Below are 18,354 nucleotides of genomic sequence, written 5' to 3' on the forward strand. Positions count from 1 at the left end.
TTTGAAGGCTTTTGTTTTCTTTGAAGAACATCATGAAGAACTATCCTACTGTGCAAAACATTGTTTAGTAAAACTGTAAATTGTGCAACGTGTCGGAAAAAAGTTTCGTTTACATGAGGTATTGCAAAGAAATGCACAAAATGATAAGCTTGAAACATACAAAACGAGTTTACTAAAGACTTTAGATAAAACCAGGTGAGAAAAATGAATATACGAGATATTGCCAATTTGGCAGGTGTGTCAGCTTCGACGGTATCGAAGGTAATGAATGGGAAAGATAAGGATATTAGCGAAGAAACAAGAAAAAAGGTTTTGGAGGTAATAGAACGAGAACATTATGTTCCATATTTTAAATTTCTTGATAAAGCCGGTATGAAAAATCGACTTGTTGGTTTGATTTTGCAAAAAAATAATCAGGAAAAAGAAAGATACATAGCAGTTGCTGAAAGAATAGCACGTGAAAATAATTATGGTCTTGTTATTGGATATTCGGAAGATGAGAATGATACAAAAATATTGTGTCAGGACATGATTTTGAAAAAGGTATCAGGAATTTTAACAGAAGATTTTGTAAACATAGCGGATAAGAGAGAAAAGGGGGTTATCGTTAATTACAATGATACCAGTGGATTAAATGAACTGAATGAAACGATTTTTTATTATAAAATATCTGAAGCAGTAGAACTGGCAGTAGAAAATTTTGTTCAAGAAGGACATCAGAAAATAGCTTGTATTGTGAATAAGAGCCAGATTGGACTTTTAAAAGATTATAAATTGGCAATGCAAAATAAGAATATGCAAATAAACCCAGCATGGATGTATATTTATGAAGAAATAGAAGAGTTTGGGATATCACAGTTTATTGGAGAAAGCGAAACAGCTATTATTTGTGGTACTCCTGAAATAGCATGTCGTGTAGCAGGAATTTTAGAAAAAAGAAAAACAAATATTCCAGAGGAGCTATCAATTATCGCTATAGGCGAAGGAAAAGAACTACAGTATGTTAGTGGAGGGATTACAGCTATAGATTTCCCAATTGAAGAGATGGTTAGTGAGGGAACAAAATGTTTATTCGAAATGGATAAAACAGGACAAAAAACGGATACGGTTAGAATGTGTTCGCCTCAAATCATACATCGTAATAGTGTTGCACCACCGTTGAGAGAGAAACAAGGAGAGAAGATTATCGTAGTGGGAAGTATGAACATAGATGTTACGATAGAAGCTGATAAAATTCCAGGAGAAGGGGAAAATCAGATGGCAAGTAAAGTGTATGTTTTCCCTGGTGGCAAAGGTGCAAATCAAGCTGTGGGTGTTGGTAAATTAGGTGGTCAGGTGTATATGATCGGTTGCTTGGGAAATGATATAGATGGGAAAAGAATATACACAAATTTGATTGAAAATCATGTTCATATGGAGGGGGTACGATTTGATTCGGTTTTGCCAAGTGGAAAAGCCTATATCCATGTGGATAAAAGAGGAGAAAGTGCTATTACGGTTTATGCCGGTGCGAATACAAATTTAAGTATTAAACATCTAAAAAAATATGAATATATATTTGAAAAAGCAAAATATTGCCTGATATCTACAGAAATACCGGAATCTATTATAGAATATACGGTCGGATATTGCGAAGAAAATGAAATAAAAATCATACTTAAACCAACTTCAAAGGTAAAGGATGAAATTTTAAATAAAATTGATTATTTTGTACCTAATAAAAAAGAATTATTTACTTTAGTTCCAGAAGGTACAACGATTGAAGAAAAGGCTGAAATATTAAGAAATAAAGGGATACAAAACGTAATTGTTACATTGGGAGAAGAAGGGTGTTATTTAAAGAATGACGAGTATTCACTCTTTTTTGAAGGAACAGGATTTGAGGCCGTAGATACAACGGGAGGGGCTGATTCATTTATTAGTGCACTTGCAGTTTATTTAAGTGAAGGTCATAAATTAATAGAATCTATTGATTTTGCAATTTATGCATCAGGAATCAGCGTTACACGTTATGGTGTACAGCCGGCTTTGCCAGATAGAAAGTCGGTAGATATATATGAAGGAGAAATTCATAAAAAGTATAACGATAGAAGGAGGATGAAAAAAGAGTAATGAAACGAATATTGGTAGTTGGAAGTTTAAACATGGATATTGTTATAGAAACTCCGTGTATGCCGAAAGCTGGTGAAACTATTGCAGGGAAAAGTATTGCCCAGATACCAGGTGGAAAAGGTGCCAATCAAGCATTTGCAGCAGGTAAATTGGGCGGAAACATTGCCATGATGGGAGCCGTCGGTAATGATGAAAAAGGTGAAAAACTTCTTGAAAGCTTAAAAGGTGTTGGAGTAGATATTTCCAGAATAGAAGTAATGAATGATATTCCAACAGGACAAGCTTTTATTACAGTAGATGACCAGGGAGAAAATGCAATTATAATTATTGCCGGTGCTAATGGTAAAGTCACAAAAGAGCTGATTGACAGTAATCTGGATTTGATTAAACAAAGTGATATTATAATTATGCAATTAGAAATTCCATTAGAGATAGTTGGATATGTGAAAAAAATAGTGGAAGAGGATGGAAAAATTGTAATTTTAGATCCGGCACCAGCGATAAAAGATATTCCTGAAAATATACTGAAAGGTATTGACTATATTAAGCCTAATGAAACTGAGTTACAGATATTGACAGGAATGGAAGTGAAGAACAGAAAAGATATAACTGAAGCAGCAAAGATATTAATAAAGAAAGGAGTAAAAAATGTAATCGTTACTATGGGTGGAGATGGCTGTTTGTATATCAATAAAGATATAGAAGAATTTTTTCCGGCATATCCGGTAAAAGCCATAGATACAACGGCAGCAGGTGATTGCTTTACAGCAGCATTTGCACTGGCTTTAAGTCAAAACAAAAATTGGAAAGAAGCAATTGAATTTGGACAAAAAGCTTCTTCCATAGCAGTAACAAGAAAAGGTGCACAAACATCAATTCCGACTCGTGAAGAGGTAGATGAAATGAAAGGAGGAAAAATGTAAGGTGGAAAAGGAAAAAATTATTATTGATTGTGATCCGGGTTCAGATGACGCACTGGCTATTATACTGGCGTTATACTCAGGAAAATTAGATTTAAAAGCAGTATGTAGCGTTACCGGAAATGGAGCATTGGATACAACGACAAGGAATGGATTGAATATTCTATCTTTGTGTGGCAGAGAGGATATTCCGTTATATCGGGGATCTGCGGTTGCATTAGACCAGAAGCAGCCGGAAACAGTGAGTGCATTTGGAGATGATGGTTTAGGCGGTTTTGCCCATACTATCGCTTCGGATAAAAAAGAAGAGGATCAGAATGCAGTTGATTTTCTTGTGGAATATGTAAATGGGCATCCGAAAGAGATTACACTTTTTGCCATAGGACCATGTACCAATATCGCACATGCAATTCGTAAATCGCCTGATTTTGCCGGAAATCTAAAACGATTAATTATTATGGGTGGGGCAAAATATACAGGAAATATGAGTCCTGTGGCAGAGTATAATTTCTGGGCAGACCCAATGGCAGCACATGAAGTCCTGATGTCTGGTATTCAGGATGTGACAATGATTGGACTTGATGTTACAAATAAAATTGCTTTAGATGGCAGTATGCGAGAAATATTAAGAATGTTAAATACTAAATTGTCAACATTTGTATATAATATTACGCAAGAAGGAATGGATGAAAACTGGAGATCAAGAAGAAAAGCAGTTTCACCGATGCATGATGTATTAACGGTGGCATATTTCTTGGACAATTCTATTGTAAAGCTAAAACCGGCATATATTGATGTGGTGACAGAAGGAATTGCCAGAGGTCAGTCAATTGTAGATATTGGTGGACACTGGAACGAAAACAAATGCAATGCAAAATATGCATATGATGTTGATGTAGTTAAGTTTTATAAGTTATTTTATAAGGAAATATTTAACGAAGATATTACAGATTTAGTTGAGGGAAAATAGGAGGAATAAAAATGAAGAAAAAGAATGAAACATTTTCAATGATGGTAATTTTATTAATTCCGGTAGCGATTGCAATTAATATTGTCGGAGGGCAGATGACCTCGATATTAAAAATACCGGTAGATTTGGATATGATAGGTGTTATTTTAGTCGGTGCATTGGCTGGGCCACTTCCGGCAGCTGTTACGGGTGTATTAACAAACTTAATTAACGGTATTTTTGATCCAACATGGATTCCATATGCTTTCTGTGCATTCTTTATTGGAATTTCATCAGGATTGTTATCAAAATATAATATGATGACAAAGGTTTGGAAATTAGTTATTTCAGGAATTATCATTGCATTAGTAGGAACTATTACAGCAACACCGATCACTGTATTTTTCTTTGGAGGAGCAACTGGTGGTGGTGCTTCCATGTTAGCAGCAGGATTAATGGCAACCGGAAAACAGATTTTAGAGTCAGTTTTATCAGTTTATATTGTAACAGAAAGTGTCGGTAAATTAATTTCAGTCTTTATTGCATATTTTATCATTAAAGCAATACCGGAAAGATCTCTCGTTAAATACAAATATGGAGAAAAATTCATTAAAACAAAGAGTAACTAGTACATATTTTAAGGAGAATGAATAATGAAGCAAGAGAATAAAATTGTCGGGCTCTACCCGTTAACAAAATTTTATTTAGCAATAGTTCTGGTTGTTTTAGATATCATTATGCCGGGGATTTTAAGTAAGTTGGTTGTGTTTGTAATTATTAATATCATAGCTGCACTAAGTGATGTCTGGAAGAGCTTCATCCGTAAAGTAAGAAATTCAGTCGGTGTTCTATTTGTGATATTGTTGTTTATACAGACATTTTTTTACCCAAGAGGGGAAGTAATATTTTCTTTTTGGATATTTAATGCAAAGTTAGAAGGAATTCTATTTGCTTTAAAACTTGGAATCACATTAATGGGAGTAGGCGGTAGCTTGATCTGGTTCTTTTCGGTTACACAGGAAAAGGATTTTGTATTAGCTTTGGAAAAGAGCGGAATGAGCGCAAAAGCTTCTTATGTGGTTCTATCAACACTTCAAATGGTTCCTGTTTTAAAGAAAAAATCACAGACAATTATGAATGCACAAAAAGCAAGAGGAGTAGAAACGGAAGGAAATCTTTTAGTAAGAGCAAAGGTTTTTGTGCCGACGATTATTCCACTTGTATTAAGCTCGATAGCCGGAACAGAAGAAAGAGCATTGACATTAGAGGCAAGAGGATTTTCATCTGGGATAAAGCCAACACATTTATATGATATAGAAAAAACAGAAGCAGATAAAAAAGCAGTTGTAATAATTACTTTATTAGGAGTTTTAGGTATTGCAGGGAGGGTTGCTTTATGGCTTATATAGATATACAGAATGTTACATATACATATCCTTTGACTAAAACCCCGAGTATTGCTGATGTAAATTTATCTTTTGAAAGAGGAAAATTTTATGCGATATTAGGTGCAAATGGTAGTGGAAAAACAACATTGTGTAATATTATAAGAGGTTTTATTCCTAATTTTTTCCAAGGAGAAATGAAAGGAAAGGTTATTATTGACGGAAAGAATCTCGAAGAATATGAGATGGGAGAAATAGCATCTAAGATAGGATATGTATTTCAAAATCCGTTTAACCAGATTACAGGAGCCAGGGATACTGTCTATGGAGAAATTGCATATGGATTAGAAAATTTTGGAGTGCCTGTAGCGGAGATAAAGACGCGTGTAGAGAAAATCATGGAAATTACCAATACAACGTACTTGCAGGAAAAAAATCCATTTGAATTATCTGGTGGGCAGCAGCAGAGAGTTGCACTGGCATCCGTATTGGTTTTGGAACCGGATATTTTAGTAATAGATGAACCGACATCTCAGTTGGATCCACAGGAGACGGAGCGTGTTTTTGAAATCATCAAAACAATGAAACAAATGGGGAAGACAATTATTCTGGTCGAACATAAAATGGAATTAGTGGCTGAATATTGTGATGAAGTAGTGGTTTTGCATCAGGGAAAAGTAATTCGTCATGGTGATAAACATGACGTTTTATCCGAGATTGAATTGGAAAAATTTGGGATTATGCTTCCGTTAACAGTTTATCTCGCGAATGAATTGAAAAAACATGGGGTAAGAATGAAAGATAACATTATTACTTCAGACGAAATGGCTGATCAGCTTCAAAAAATAGGAAAGAAGGAGTAGAAACATGGGGATTATTGAATTCAAAGATGTGAGTTTTCAGTATCCGAATGGTTTTTCCGCTGTTGAAAACGTTAGTTTTGAAATTAATGAAGGAGAAGCAATCGCTATTATAGGTCAGAACGGTGCTGGAAAGACAACAACTGTAAAAATGATAAATGGATTATTAAAGCCAACGCATGGAACGGTTTTGATTGATGGAATGGATACAAAAGATTATACAACAGCACAACTGTCAAAAATCGCAGGATATGTATTCCAAAATCCGGATGATCAGATTTTTCATAATAATGTCGAAGATGAAATTAGATTTGGACCTAAAAAACAAGGATTATCAGAAGAAGAAATTGTGAAGAAAACGGAATGGGCAGCTAAGTTATGTGGATTATCAGAACAAATGCAGGAAAATCCGTATAATCTTCCACTTTCAATTCGTAAATTTGTTTCTATTGCATCTGTATTGGCAATGGATGATAAAATATTGATTTTAGATGAACCAACTGCCGGACAAGATTTAATTGGAATTAAGAGATTGGAAAATATTCTTACAGAGCTGAAAAAAGAGAATAAAACAGTGGTTACTATAACACATGATATGGAGTTCGCAGTAAATAATTTTAAAAAAATATTTGTAATGTCACATAAAAACCTGCTAAGAGTAGGAAATGCAAAAGAAATCTTTTCAGATGATGAATTATTAAAAGAAAGTATGTTGAAAAAGACTTATATCGGGGATTTGTGTGATAAATTAAACTTAAATGAGACCGCAGTTACAATTGAGGAATTCTTAAAATATTTTGTTTAGAAGTAGATGAATTTTTTTGGATTCAAGAAATTTAGTAGGGGTTAGCCGAAATGGCTGCCCCTTTTTAAATAATTAAAAAAATTAGTAAAAATTGATTAACGAGTTGAAAATTTCTATAGAATTTGCATGAAAAAGAATTGTAGTATATTATAAATGCATCGGCTTTCTGACCTTTTGACCCTGGTATCATCATAAAAATGCATAGTAAGAAGAAAGGAACACACCATGGATTTCAAATACTGCAAATTAGAAATTTTCATCCCGGAAACACATCTTCCGGCTCTCCAGAAAACCCTCCGGGAAGTAGATGCCGGACATATCGGGAACTACGATTCCTGTATGTCATCAAGTGAAGTGATCGGATACTGGCGTCCGCTTGAAGGCTGCAATCCTTATATTGGAAATGAAGGAGAGATCAGTAAAGAACCGGAAGTAAAGGTTGAAGTCACTGTATTTACAGAAGCAGTTGACAGGACAATTGAAGCAATCAAGAAAGTTCATCCGTACGAAGAACCGGTGATCAATGCGATCCCGATCCTGAGAACTTCATTTTGATGTAAAAAAAGAAGCTTAATAGTCAGAACAGAAATGGTAAAAAGTGAGCGTTCAGATTAAAGAAAATTGATTCTAAAATTTGTTAATAAAGTAACGGAAAAGTTGCATAAAGAAAAACATCTTTTTTCAAATAACAAGCCTGATTATTGGCAAAAAAATTGTAGAAACTGTACAAAAAGTATATTTTTGAAAAAATTATTTGCAAATAATTGTGCAATGTGATATAGTGAAGTCAAGTTGAAAAAGCAATTGAAGAGAGATGCCGTGACAGGAGAGCGAATATTATATCAGCCGTGAGGCTGTTACAAGAGGCGCTCTTTTTTTGTGTATACGATGAGTCAAGTGTAGATTTGTGCTTGCACAAGGATCTACATTTGGCGAATGTACATCATCGAGCTGCTAAGTGAGATGCTGTACGGAGTATACAGATCGAGCAGGAGTCAGCCTGCTCGATTATACGATGAGCCAAGTGCAGAGGCTGTACAAAGTATACAGAGTGGGCAGGAGCATCCTACTCGATCATATTATGAGGGGTGAAAAAATGAGCAGTTTTTTTCATGAAGCAGTAGAAGAAAATCCGATCATTGCAGCAGTAAAGAACATGGATGATTTAAAAATCTGCTGTTCTTTGGAAGATATCCGGGTTGTGTTTATTTTATTTGGAGATGTCTGTTCGATCCGTGAGATCGTCCAACAGATAAAAGATTCCGGGAAGGTTGCGATGGTTCATGTAGATCTGATAAGCGGTCTTAGCAGTAAGGAAATTGTCGTAGATTTTATCCGGAAAAATACAGAAGCAGATGGAATAATTTCCACAAAAGCTGCATTGATTAAAAGGGGGAAGGAACTTAAGATGTTCACAGTCCTAAGATATTTCCTTCTGGATTCGATGGCATATGAGAATATCAGGCAGCAACAGCACGCCGTGAAGCCTGATTATATCGAAGTACTTCCGGGGGTGATGCCGAAGGTGATCGGAAAAGTCTGTAAAATGTCAAAGACGCCGATCATTGCAGGCGGTCTGATCTCGGACAAAGAATCTGTGATGGCGGCACTTTCAGCTGGAGCGATCGCAGTTTCATCTACGAATCACGAAGTCTGGAAAATGTAAAACAAAAGTAACAGGAGTAATGTATTTAAACAAAGTACAGGTATTTGAGGATGAGTAAGTAGCGAAGCGGCATAGAATATCCGCTTTACTATAAAACATGCAAAGCAACGATTTTTATTTTAAAGGAGGAAAAAAGAGTATGGCTAAGTATGTAATGGCACTGGATGCGGGAACAACAAGTAACAGATGTATCCTGTTCAATGAAAAAGGAGAAATGTGCAGCGTTGCACAGAGGGAATTCACACAGTATTTCCCGAAACCGGGCTGGGTTGAACATGATGCAGATGAGATCTGGGCAAGTATGCTTGGTGTAGCCGTTGAAGCAATGAACATGATTGGGGCAGAAGCAGAGGACATTGCAGCAATCGGTATTACGAACCAGAGAGAGACAACCATCGTCTGGGACAAAGAGACAGGAGAGCCGATCCATCATGCAATCGTATGGCAGTGCCGCAGAACTTCTGAGTATTGTGACAGTCTGAAGGAAAAAGGACTTACCGATAAATTCAGAGAAAAAACAGGACTTGTTATCGACGCGTATTTCTCAGGAACAAAGGTAAAATGGCTTCTTGACAATGTGCCGGGAGCAAGAGAGAGAGCAGAAAAGGGAGAATTATTATTCGGTACAGTTGAGACATGGCTGATCTGGAAACTGACAAAAGGTGCAGTTCATGTAACGGATTATTCAAACGCTTCCCGTACGATGCTGTTCAATATCAATACACTTGAATGGGATGATGAGATTCTTGCAGAGCTGAACATTCCGAAATGCATGCTTCCAGAACCAAAACCGTCAAGCTGTGTATATGGAGAAGCAGATCCTTCTTACCTTGGTGGACCGATTCCAATCGCAGGAGCAGCAGGAGACCAGCAGTCCGCACTGTTTGGACAGACATGCTTCAATGCAGGCGAAGCAAAGAATACATATGGAACCGGATGTTTCATGCTAATGAATACCGGTGAGAAACCGATCTTCTCAAAGAACGGACTGGTAACAACCATCGCATGGGGACTGGATGGAAAAGTAAATTATGCACTGGAAGGTTCAATTTTCGTGGCAGGAGCTGCAATCCAGTGGCTGAGAGATGAACTTCGTATTATTGATTCCGCACCGGATTCAGAATACATGGCTAAGAAAGTAAAAGATACAAACGGATGCTATGTAGTACCTGCATTTACCGGACTTGGAGCACCGCACTGGGATCAGTATGCAAGAGGAACGATCGTAGGAATTACACGTGGCGTTAATAAATATCACATTATCCGCGCAACTCTGGAATCCCTTGCTTATCAGGTAAATGATGTTCTGGAAGCAATGAAAGCTGACTCCGGAATTGAACTTGCAGCACTTAAGGTTGATGGTGGAGCAAGTGCAAATGATTTCCTGATGCAGACACAGTCTGACATCATCAATGCACCGGTTAACCGTCCGCAGTGTGTAGAGACAACCGCAATGGGAGCTGCTTATCTTGCAGGTCTTGCAGTTGGATACTGGGCAAGTAAAGAGGATGTTATTAAGAATTGGGCAATTGATAAGACATTCGAGCCAAAGATTTCAGATGAAGAAAGAGAAAAACGGATCAAAGGCTGGAATAAGGCTGTCAAATATGCTTACGGATGGGCGAAAGAAAATTAGATTTTGACAGTAAAAAGGAAATGAAAACAGGACATTGAATAGGGAAAAGGGGGACTTATTATGTTACCTTATATAGCAGAGTTTCTTGGAACAATGATACTTATTATTCTTGGAGATGGAGTAGTAGCAAATGTGAACCTTAACAAATCCGGTATGAAAGGTGCCGGTGCGGTTCAGATTACATTTGCCTGGGGTCTTGCAGTTCTGCTTCCGGCATTTATTTTCGGAGAGGCTTCAGGAGCTTCCTTTAATCCGGCACTTACGATCGCGCTTGCAGTGGACGGAAGTTTTGCATGGTCGATGGTTCCTGGATATATCATCGCCCAGATCGCAGGAGCATTCGTAGGCGGCTGTATCGTTTATTTACTTTTTAAAGGACAGTTTGACGCCACAGAAGATCCGGGAACAAAGCTTGGTGTATTCTGTACAGGACCTTCGATTGCAAACACAGGACTGAATATTTTCAGTGAGGCAGTTGGAACATTTATCCTTGTATTTGCGATCAAGGGAATTGGAAACGTGACAGGACTTTCCACAGGCGTTGACAAATTATTTGTATTCGGAATTATCGTATCAGTAGGTATGTCACTTGGCGGACTGACCGGTTATGCGATCAACCCGGCAAGAGATCTTGGACCAAGACTTGCACACGCAGTACTTCCAATTAAGGGAAAAGGTGATTCAAACTTCGGATACGGTCTGGTTGTACCGATCATCGGACCAATCATCGGAGCAATCGCAGCAGTATTACTGTATGGAGCAATTCCGTGGTAAAAATTCAGAATTGAAAATGGTAATGGCATGAGATGAGAGAGCCTGACAGGATAACCGCATAGGGAAATGCGTTTACTTGGCAGGCTCTTTTTCATAAGCAGGAAGTTCAGGAAGAAAAAACAGTTATTAAGGAGTGATCTGGGAATGTATGATGTAATAATTATCGGAGCTGGAGTATCCGGTGCAGCAACAGCAAGAGAGCTGTCACGTTATAAAGTGAAGGCATGTGTAATCGAAAAAGAAGAGGATGTATGCTGTGGTACTTCTAAGGCAAACAGTGCAATTGTCCATGCCGGTTATGATGCGGCAGAAGGATCGCTGATGGCAAAACTGAATGTCAGGGGAAATCAGATGATGGAACAGCTTTCAAAGGATCTGGATTTCCCATTTAAGAAAAATGGCTCGCTGGTTGTATGTCTGCATGAAGAGGATATGCCGAATCTTCAGGCACTGTATGACCGAGGCGTTGCAAATGGTGTTAAGGAGTTAAGAATTCTTAACCGTGAGGAATTGAAAGAAATGGAACCGAATATTTCCGATCAGGCGTATGCCGCACTTTATGCACCGACAGCCGGAATTGTATGTCCGTTTAATCTGAACATTGCAATGGCTGAGAATGCAAATGCAAATGGTGTGGAGTTCAAATTTGATACGGAAGTTACGGATCTTAAACCAATAGATGAAGGATGGGAGATCCATACAAATAACGGGGTTTTCCAGACAAGGTACGTGGTAAATGCGGCCGGAGTCTATGCAGACAAGTTTCATAATATGGTAAGTGAGAAGAAGATCCATATTACCCCTAGAAGAGGGGATTACTGCCTGCTTGATAAGAGTGCGGGAAGTCATGTGAGCAAGACGATTTTTGCACTTCCGGGAAAATATGGAAAAGGTATTCTGGTTGCACCGACGGTTCACGGTAATCTGATCCTTGGACCAACGGCGATCGATATCGAAGATAAAGAAGGAACCAATACAACAAGAGAAGGTCTGGATCAGGTGATCGAAAGAGCAGAGATGAATGTGAAAAATATTCCGCTCCGTCAGGTGATTACTTCATTTGCCGGACTTCGTGCACATGAGGACGGACATGAGTTCCTGATCGGGGAAGTGGAGGATGCAAAAGGATTTATCGACTGTGCAGGCATTGAATCACCGGGACTTACCAGTGCACCGGCAATCGGAGAAATGGTGGCACAGATCCTCAAAGATAAAATGAATCTGGAAGAAAAAGAAGATTTTATCGCAACAAGAAAGGGCGTTCTGGATCCGAATACACTCAGCAAGGAAGAAAGAATGGAACTGATCAAAGAGAAACCGGAATACGGAAATATTATCTGCCGTTGTGAAATGGTTACAGAAGGCGAGATCATGGATGCGATCAACAGACCGCTCGGCGCCAAATCTCTGGATGGGGTAAAACGCAGGACAAGAGCCGGAATGGGACGCTGTCAGGCAGGATTCTGTTCACCGAGAACGATGGAGATCCTGGCGAGAGAACGCCATGTGAGTATGTTCGAGATCACAAAATCCGGTGGAGATTCTAAAATAATCACAGGTACTAATAAGGATTCGTTATAAAAGGGAGGCATTGCATCATGAGAGCTTATGATATTGTTATCATTGGAGGAGGACCGGCGGGACTTGCGGCTGCAATTTCGGCAAAGAGAAGCGGAGTGGACAGTGTCCTGATCCTGGAAAGAGATAAAGAACTTGGCGGTATCCTGAATCAGTGCATCCACAACGGATTCGGACTCCATACATTTAAGGAAGAACTGACCGGACCGGAATATGCAGGACGTTTTATTGATCAGGCGAAAGAACTGAATATTGAATACAAGCTGAATACAATGGTTATGGATATCAGTCCACAGAAGGTTGTCACCGCAATGAACCGGGAGGAAGGTCTTTTCGAGATTCAGGCAAAGGCAGTTGTTCTGGCAATGGGGTGCCGTGAGCGTTCCAGAGGTGCACTTAATATTCCGGGCTATCGTCCGGCGGGTATTTTCTCAGCAGGTACGGCACAGAGACTGGTCAATATCGAAGGCTATATGCCGGGGCGGGAAGTTGTGATCCTTGGTTCCGGCGACATCGGATTGATCATGGCGAGACGAATGACATTTGAAGGTGCAAAGGTTAAGGTTGTTGCAGAGTTGATGCCGTATTCCGGAGGACTGAAGAGAAATATTGTACAGTGTCTGGATGATTATGACATTCCGCTGAAGCTGAGCCATACGGTTGTTGATATCAAAGGAAAAGAGCGTCTGGAAGGCATTACACTGGCACAGGTGGACGGTCACGGAAAACCGATTCCTGGAACCGAAGAAGAATACAGTTGTGATACCCTCCTCCTTTCCGTAGGCTTGATTCCGGAAAATGAAATTTCAAGAGGTATGGGCGTGGATATGAACCCTGTCACATCAGGACCGAAGGTAAATGAGAGCCTGGAAACAAACATCGAAGGCGTATTTGCCTGTGGAAATGTCCTGCATGTGCATGACCTGGTTGACTTTGTATCGGAAGAAGCCGGAACTGCAGGAAGAAATGCTGCGGAATACGTCAAACAGGGAGAAGAACGCAGACAGGGCGGAAAAGAGATTAAAATGAATCCAGTCGAAGGTGTCCGTTATACAGTTCCGGGAACGATTAACGTAGACCGGATGGATGAAAATCTGACCGTGCGTTTCCGTGTGGGCGGTGTCTATAAGAATTGTTATATCAGCGCATATTTTGATGATGAAAGAGTGATCCACAGAAAACGTCCGGTTGTTGCACCAGGTGAGATGGAAGAGATTAAGCTGACAAAAGAGCAGCTTCTGAAATATCCGGATCTGCAGACCATCACAGTAAAGATTGAGGAGGCGTAGACGATGGAAGAAAGAAAATTGACATGTATCGGCTGTCCGATGGGCTGCCCTCTTACAGTTGTAATGAATGGGAAAGAAGTAGTGGGTGTAACCGGAAATACCTGCAAGCGCGGTGATGTATACGCAAGAAAAGAAGTGACGAATCCGACGAGAATCGTAACTTCGACCGTGCGTGTGTCCGGCGGAAGCATCGATATGGTATCGGTGAAGACGAAAGAAGATATCCCGAAGGGCAAGATCTTTGAATGTGTGAAGGCGCTCAAAGGAATTGAAGTTCCGGCTCCGGTTCATATTGGGGATGTGATTCTTGAAAATGTGGCGGACACGGGCGTGGATATTGTTGCGACGAAGAATGTTGAATAAAAGGAAAAGAAGGAGAAGTCCTGTATGGTGACGGAAAGGGTTGCCATATGGGACTTTTTTATTATAAAAGACTGTGACTTTTGTTTGAAATTATGCAGAATACTTAACAAACTTAAAAAAATTACACATTTTTTGGAAGAAATTTATAAAACCAAAAAATTTTATACATTCACATAAAAAATGAATATAGTGAAAAAACAGGCGCCATTCTAAAATATTCACATAACAAAGAATCGTTTGAAATGAACGACAGGAGAATATGAAAGTTTAAGGGAGGAACGAGAAATGAAAAAAGCAAAATGCTTTAGTGACATCCATTACGACATTGGAAAAATTGATGACAAAATGTACTCGTCTTTTACAGAACATCTGGGACGAAGCATTTATACAGGAATCTACGAGCCGGGGCATCCAAATGCAGATGAAGACGGATATCGTAAAGATGTCATGGAATTAGTAAAAGAATTAGGCGTTCCGGTAATTCGTTATCCAGGTGGAAACTTTGTATCATGCTATGACTGGCATGATGGAATTGGACCAAAAGAAAAAAGACCAAAACGTATGGATTATGCATGGTCAAGTATTGAAACAAACCAGTTCGGCATTGATGAATTTTGCCAGTGGGCAGAAAAAGTTGGTATTGAACCGATGATTGCAGTCAACCTTGGAACAGGAAGTATTAAAGATGCCGGCGATCTGGTTGAATATTGCAATCATCCGGGTGGAACCTATTGGAGTGATTTGAGAGCCCAGAACGGACATCCAGAACCATATAATATCAAATATTGGTGCCTTGGGAATGAGATGGAAGGAAGCTGGCAGGCAGGACATTTGTCAGCAGAAGATTATACAAAGAAAGCACTTGAAGCAGCAAAGATCATGAGATGGGTTGATCCTTCTATTAAACTGGTTGCCTGCGGAAGCAGTTATGAAATGTTACCAACCTATATGGAATGGGACAGAACAATGCTGACAGATCTTTATGATCAGGTTGATTATTTATCAACTCATAACTATACAATGAACTCTGGACAGGGTACAACAAATTATCTTGCTTCCTATAAACAGCTGGATTCTCATATCAAAAACAGCGCAAAAGTTATTGAGTATGTAAAGGCTAAAAATCATTTTGATAAAGATTTAAAGATTTGTCTGGATGAATGGAATGTGTGGAATTTCCAGGACATCAAACTGGATTCTCTGGATGATTTAATGGGACTTACAACGTTCGAGATGACATCAGCTGGAAAATGGGAAATCGCGCCACCGATTCTGCAGGAAAAATACAGTCTGCTGGACGCAGTTGTTGTTGGAGGACTTGGAATTTCATTGCTGAACAATGCAGATACAGTTGAAATTGCCTGCCTGGCACAGCTTATCAATGTGATTGCTCCGATTACAACAATTCCGGGAGGCGGAATTTTCAAACAGGCGATTTATCATCCGTTCCATATGCTCAGCAAATATGGACATGGAACTGTTAAGAAAGCCATTGTGGATGCACCGAAATATCAGTGCGATTTAGGTGAATTAAATGTTGTTGAACCAGCAGTTATCTATAATGAGGAAAATGATGAAGTAAGAATCTTCGTTCTGAACTGCGATCAGGAAGAGGACGTTGAATTTGAAGTTGATTTACAGGGATATGGAGATAAGAAAGTAAAGAAACATCTGGTACTTGCCGGAAATGACTATTCTGTAATGAACACAATTGAACATCCGGATGCAGTTGAAATGGAAGAGAAAGAGGTAACAGCTGCAAATTCTGTGGTATTACCAAAAATGTCATGGAATGTAATTGTTTTAGGATAATAAAAGAAGAAGGAAAGAGGGAGGTGGCAACGAAATGAGCGTGATTTTGGAAGCAAAACATATTTCAAAAAACTTTGGACTTACTCAGGCATTGAAAGACGTTTCTGTAACCATTGATGAAGGAGAAGTTATTGGTCTGATCGGAGAAAATGGTTCCGGAAAGTCAACTCTTTCCTCTATTATTTCCGGAGTTTATCCGCAATCTGAAGGAGAGCTTACTCTGGACGGAAAACCATATAAACCAGCAGACACACTGGATGCACAGAATCATGGAATCAGTATGATTGCCCAGGAAATGGGAACACTTCCGGGAATTAAAGTAGCAGATAATCTTTTTATCGGAAAAGAGCAGTTGTTTACAAAACATGGTGTTGTTGACAGAAAAAAGATGTATCAGGAAGCAAGAAAGGCACTTGAAAAAATCGGAATTGACAATATTCATCCGGAAGATCCGATCATAAAATACAGTCTGGAAGAAAGAAAACTGATTGAAGTTGTAAGAGCACTGTATACGAATCCAAGGATTTTCATCGTTGACGAAACAACAACTGCCTTGTCTCAACGAGGAAGGGATATCATTTACCAGGTTATTAAGAACATGAAGAGGGAAAATAAGACAGTACTGTTTATTTCCCATGACCTGGAAGAACTGATGGAGGTTTGCAGCAAGCTGATTGTTTTGCGAGACGGTGTGTTTGTTGCTGAACTTGAAAAATCTGAGTTTGAAGAGGAAAAGATAAAAGAGTTGATGGTAGGACGTAAACTTACCGGAGATTATTATCGAAGTGATTACGATGGAAGCTATGGGAAAGAGGTTGTGCTTTCAGCAGAAAAACTGTATGTAGGAGATAGCCTTAAAGGTGTCTCACTGGAACTTCATAAAGGAGAAATCCTTGGAATAGGTGGGTTAACAGATTGCGGAATGCATGAACTTGGAAAAGCGTTGTTTGGAAATGTTAAACCATTGTATGGTGAAGTAAAACTTGGAAATGGAAAAAAGATTACATCAGAAAAACAGGCAATCAAGAACAAGATTGGATATGTATCCAAGAACCGAGACCAGGAAGCACTGATCTTATCAGCAAGTATCATGGAAAATACCGTTTTACCATCCTTGTCAATGATCGCAAAAGGTGGTGTAATTACCAAAGGTGCTGAAAAGAAATTTACCGATAAACAGGTAAAAGATATGAGCATTAAATGCAGAGAGATTGGACAAAACGTAGGTGATTTAAGTGGTGGTAATAAACAGAAAGTTGTATTTGGAAAATGGCTTGGTAATGAGTCAGAAATTTATATCTTGGACTGCCCGACACGAGGAATTGATATTGGTGTAAAGGCATTTATGTATCAGCTGATGTACCGCCTGAAAAAAGAAGGAAAATCTATTTTGATGATTTCAGAAGAACTTCCGGAACTGATTGGAATGAGTGATCGTATTCTGATTATGAAAGATGGTCAGATACAGGATTCATTTACCAGGTCAGAAGAGTTAAATGAATCTGTATTAATCAAGAAGATGGTTTAGGAGGGATAAAAGTGAAAGAGAAAGCTAAGGCAAAAGAAATTCTTCAGAAAATAATTCCTTTCCTTGGAATCATTTTAATGATTATCATATTTCAGGTCGGAGGAGAAGGGAAACTGCTGACAAAAGGTAATATTAACAGTATTCTGAATCAGACCGTATATATAGCGATTATGGCATTTGGTGCAATTTTCGTATACTCACATGGCGGAATGGATTTGTCATACGGTGGTGTTATCGGTTTCAGCGTTTTAGTTGCGATTTTAGTTGCGAACACAGGAGTACCGGCAGGAGTAGTATTTATTACAAACATTCTTGCAGCACTGGTATGGTTCGTATTGAACGGAGTTGTTTCCGTATATTTGCAGGTTTCGCCATTTATCACATCACTATGCATCATGTACATGTGTCGTGGAATCTTAAATACGGTATGTGCATCACAGAAATATAGTATTCCGGTTGAACTTTTTGAATTTGATAATCAGAAATTTAAGCTGGGAATGCTGTTAGGCGTCTTTATTATCTGCTATATCTTATTTGAAAAAACAGCAATTGGAAAAGATAATAAAGCAATTGGAGGAAATCCAGCCGCTGCAAAGCAGGCAGGCGTAAACGTTAATATATAGTGGTTCAGTTGTCAAGACAAAAATCTAAGCTTTTTATAATGAACTGATATATGT

The 18,354-nt window shown here is 38.8% G+C and carries 17 protein-coding genes; all 17 read left to right on the top strand.

All coding sequences use genetic code 11. The annotated features are described in order from the left end of the window. Positions 1 to 204 precede the first annotated feature (204 nt). The 17 genes from PGW42_RS15115 (at position 205) to PGW42_RS15195 (ending at position 18,300) form a co-directional block, all read left to right on the top strand. Positions 205 to 2,112 (top strand): PfkB family carbohydrate kinase, encoded by a 1,908-nt coding sequence (locus PGW42_RS15115; RefSeq protein ID WP_055260342.1) that lies wholly within the window; start codon positions 205 to 207, stop codon positions 2,110 to 2,112. Further along, complete coding sequence (gene rbsK, locus PGW42_RS15120; protein WP_117834571.1) at positions 2,112 to 3,035, top strand: ribokinase; 924 nt, start codon at positions 2,112 to 2,114, stop codon at positions 3,033 to 3,035. Before PGW42_RS15115 ends, rbsK begins: the two co-directional genes overlap by 1 nt. A gap of 1 nt (position 3,036) precedes the next feature. Then, positions 3,037 to 4,002 carry a nucleoside hydrolase gene (locus tag PGW42_RS15125; RefSeq protein ID WP_117824694.1) on the top strand — a complete coding sequence of 322 codons (966 nt, stop codon included), beginning with the start codon at positions 3,037 to 3,039 and terminating at the stop codon, positions 4,000 to 4,002. Between the two features lie 11 nt (positions 4,003 to 4,013). Further along, positions 4,014 to 4,610: an ECF transporter S component gene (locus PGW42_RS15130; protein WP_055260339.1), complete on the top strand. Its 597-nt coding sequence runs from the start codon at positions 4,014 to 4,016 to the stop codon at positions 4,608 to 4,610. A gap of 24 nt (positions 4,611 to 4,634) precedes the next feature. Beyond that, the gene (locus PGW42_RS15135) at positions 4,635 to 5,390 is read left to right on the top strand and encodes an energy-coupling factor transporter transmembrane component T (protein ID WP_055260338.1); all 756 of its coding nucleotides are present in this window, start codon (positions 4,635 to 4,637) and stop codon (positions 5,388 to 5,390) included. Then, the gene (locus tag PGW42_RS15140) at positions 5,378 to 6,229 is read left to right on the top strand and encodes an energy-coupling factor ABC transporter ATP-binding protein (protein ID WP_117824695.1); all 852 of its coding nucleotides are present in this window, start codon (positions 5,378 to 5,380) and stop codon (positions 6,227 to 6,229) included. Before PGW42_RS15135 ends, PGW42_RS15140 begins: the two co-directional genes overlap by 13 nt. Before the next feature lie 4 nt (positions 6,230 to 6,233). Further along, the gene (locus PGW42_RS15145; RefSeq protein WP_117824696.1) at positions 6,234 to 7,031 is read left to right on the top strand and encodes an energy-coupling factor ABC transporter ATP-binding protein; all 798 of its coding nucleotides are present in this window, start codon (positions 6,234 to 6,236) and stop codon (positions 7,029 to 7,031) included. A gap of 225 nt (positions 7,032 to 7,256) precedes the next feature. Next, positions 7,257 to 7,586: a divalent cation tolerance protein CutA gene (cutA, locus tag PGW42_RS15150; protein ID WP_055155472.1), complete on the top strand. Its 330-nt coding sequence runs from the start codon at positions 7,257 to 7,259 to the stop codon at positions 7,584 to 7,586. A gap of 541 nt (positions 7,587 to 8,127) precedes the next feature. Continuing rightward, positions 8,128 to 8,697 carry a glycerol-3-phosphate responsive antiterminator gene (locus PGW42_RS15155; RefSeq protein ID WP_055247442.1) on the top strand — a complete coding sequence of 190 codons (570 nt, stop codon included), beginning with the start codon at positions 8,128 to 8,130 and terminating at the stop codon, positions 8,695 to 8,697. A 139-nt stretch (positions 8,698 to 8,836) separates the two neighbouring features. Continuing rightward, the gene (glpK, locus tag PGW42_RS15160; protein ID WP_117557315.1) at positions 8,837 to 10,333 is read left to right on the top strand and encodes a glycerol kinase GlpK; all 1,497 of its coding nucleotides are present in this window, start codon (positions 8,837 to 8,839) and stop codon (positions 10,331 to 10,333) included. A 60-nt stretch (positions 10,334 to 10,393) separates the two neighbouring features. Continuing rightward, positions 10,394 to 11,107, top strand: coding sequence for an MIP/aquaporin family protein (locus PGW42_RS15165; RefSeq protein ID WP_022220047.1), 714 nt, complete (start codon positions 10,394 to 10,396; stop codon positions 11,105 to 11,107). Between the two features lie 144 nt (positions 11,108 to 11,251). Then, entirely contained in the window at positions 11,252 to 12,688 is a 1,437-nt protein-coding gene (locus tag PGW42_RS15170; protein ID WP_270203050.1) for an NAD(P)/FAD-dependent oxidoreductase, read from the top strand. A gap of 17 nt (positions 12,689 to 12,705) precedes the next feature. Then, positions 12,706 to 13,974 (top strand): NAD(P)/FAD-dependent oxidoreductase, encoded by a 1,269-nt coding sequence (locus PGW42_RS15175; protein ID WP_117557317.1) that lies wholly within the window; start codon positions 12,706 to 12,708, stop codon positions 13,972 to 13,974. A 3-nt stretch (positions 13,975 to 13,977) separates the two neighbouring features. After that, the gene (locus PGW42_RS15180) at positions 13,978 to 14,337 is read left to right on the top strand and encodes a DUF1667 domain-containing protein (protein WP_008373328.1); all 360 of its coding nucleotides are present in this window, start codon (positions 13,978 to 13,980) and stop codon (positions 14,335 to 14,337) included. A gap of 285 nt (positions 14,338 to 14,622) precedes the next feature. Then, complete coding sequence (gene arfA / locus PGW42_RS15185) at positions 14,623 to 16,149, top strand: arabinosylfuranosidase ArfA (RefSeq protein ID WP_270203048.1); 1,527 nt, start codon at positions 14,623 to 14,625, stop codon at positions 16,147 to 16,149. A gap of 34 nt (positions 16,150 to 16,183) precedes the next feature. Further along, positions 16,184 to 17,677 carry a sugar ABC transporter ATP-binding protein gene (locus PGW42_RS15190; protein ID WP_270203047.1) on the top strand — a complete coding sequence of 498 codons (1,494 nt, stop codon included), beginning with the start codon at positions 16,184 to 16,186 and terminating at the stop codon, positions 17,675 to 17,677. Between the two features lie 11 nt (positions 17,678 to 17,688). Next, positions 17,689 to 18,300, top strand: coding sequence for an ABC transporter permease (locus PGW42_RS15195; protein ID WP_270235168.1), 612 nt, complete (start codon positions 17,689 to 17,691; stop codon positions 18,298 to 18,300). Positions 18,301 to 18,354 lie beyond the last annotated feature (54 nt).

Origin of the sequence: Coprococcus sp. TM115-187, assembly GCF_027679115.1 — a bacterium.
Lineage (GTDB): Bacteria > Bacillota > Clostridia > Lachnospirales > Lachnospiraceae > Allocoprococcus > Allocoprococcus comes.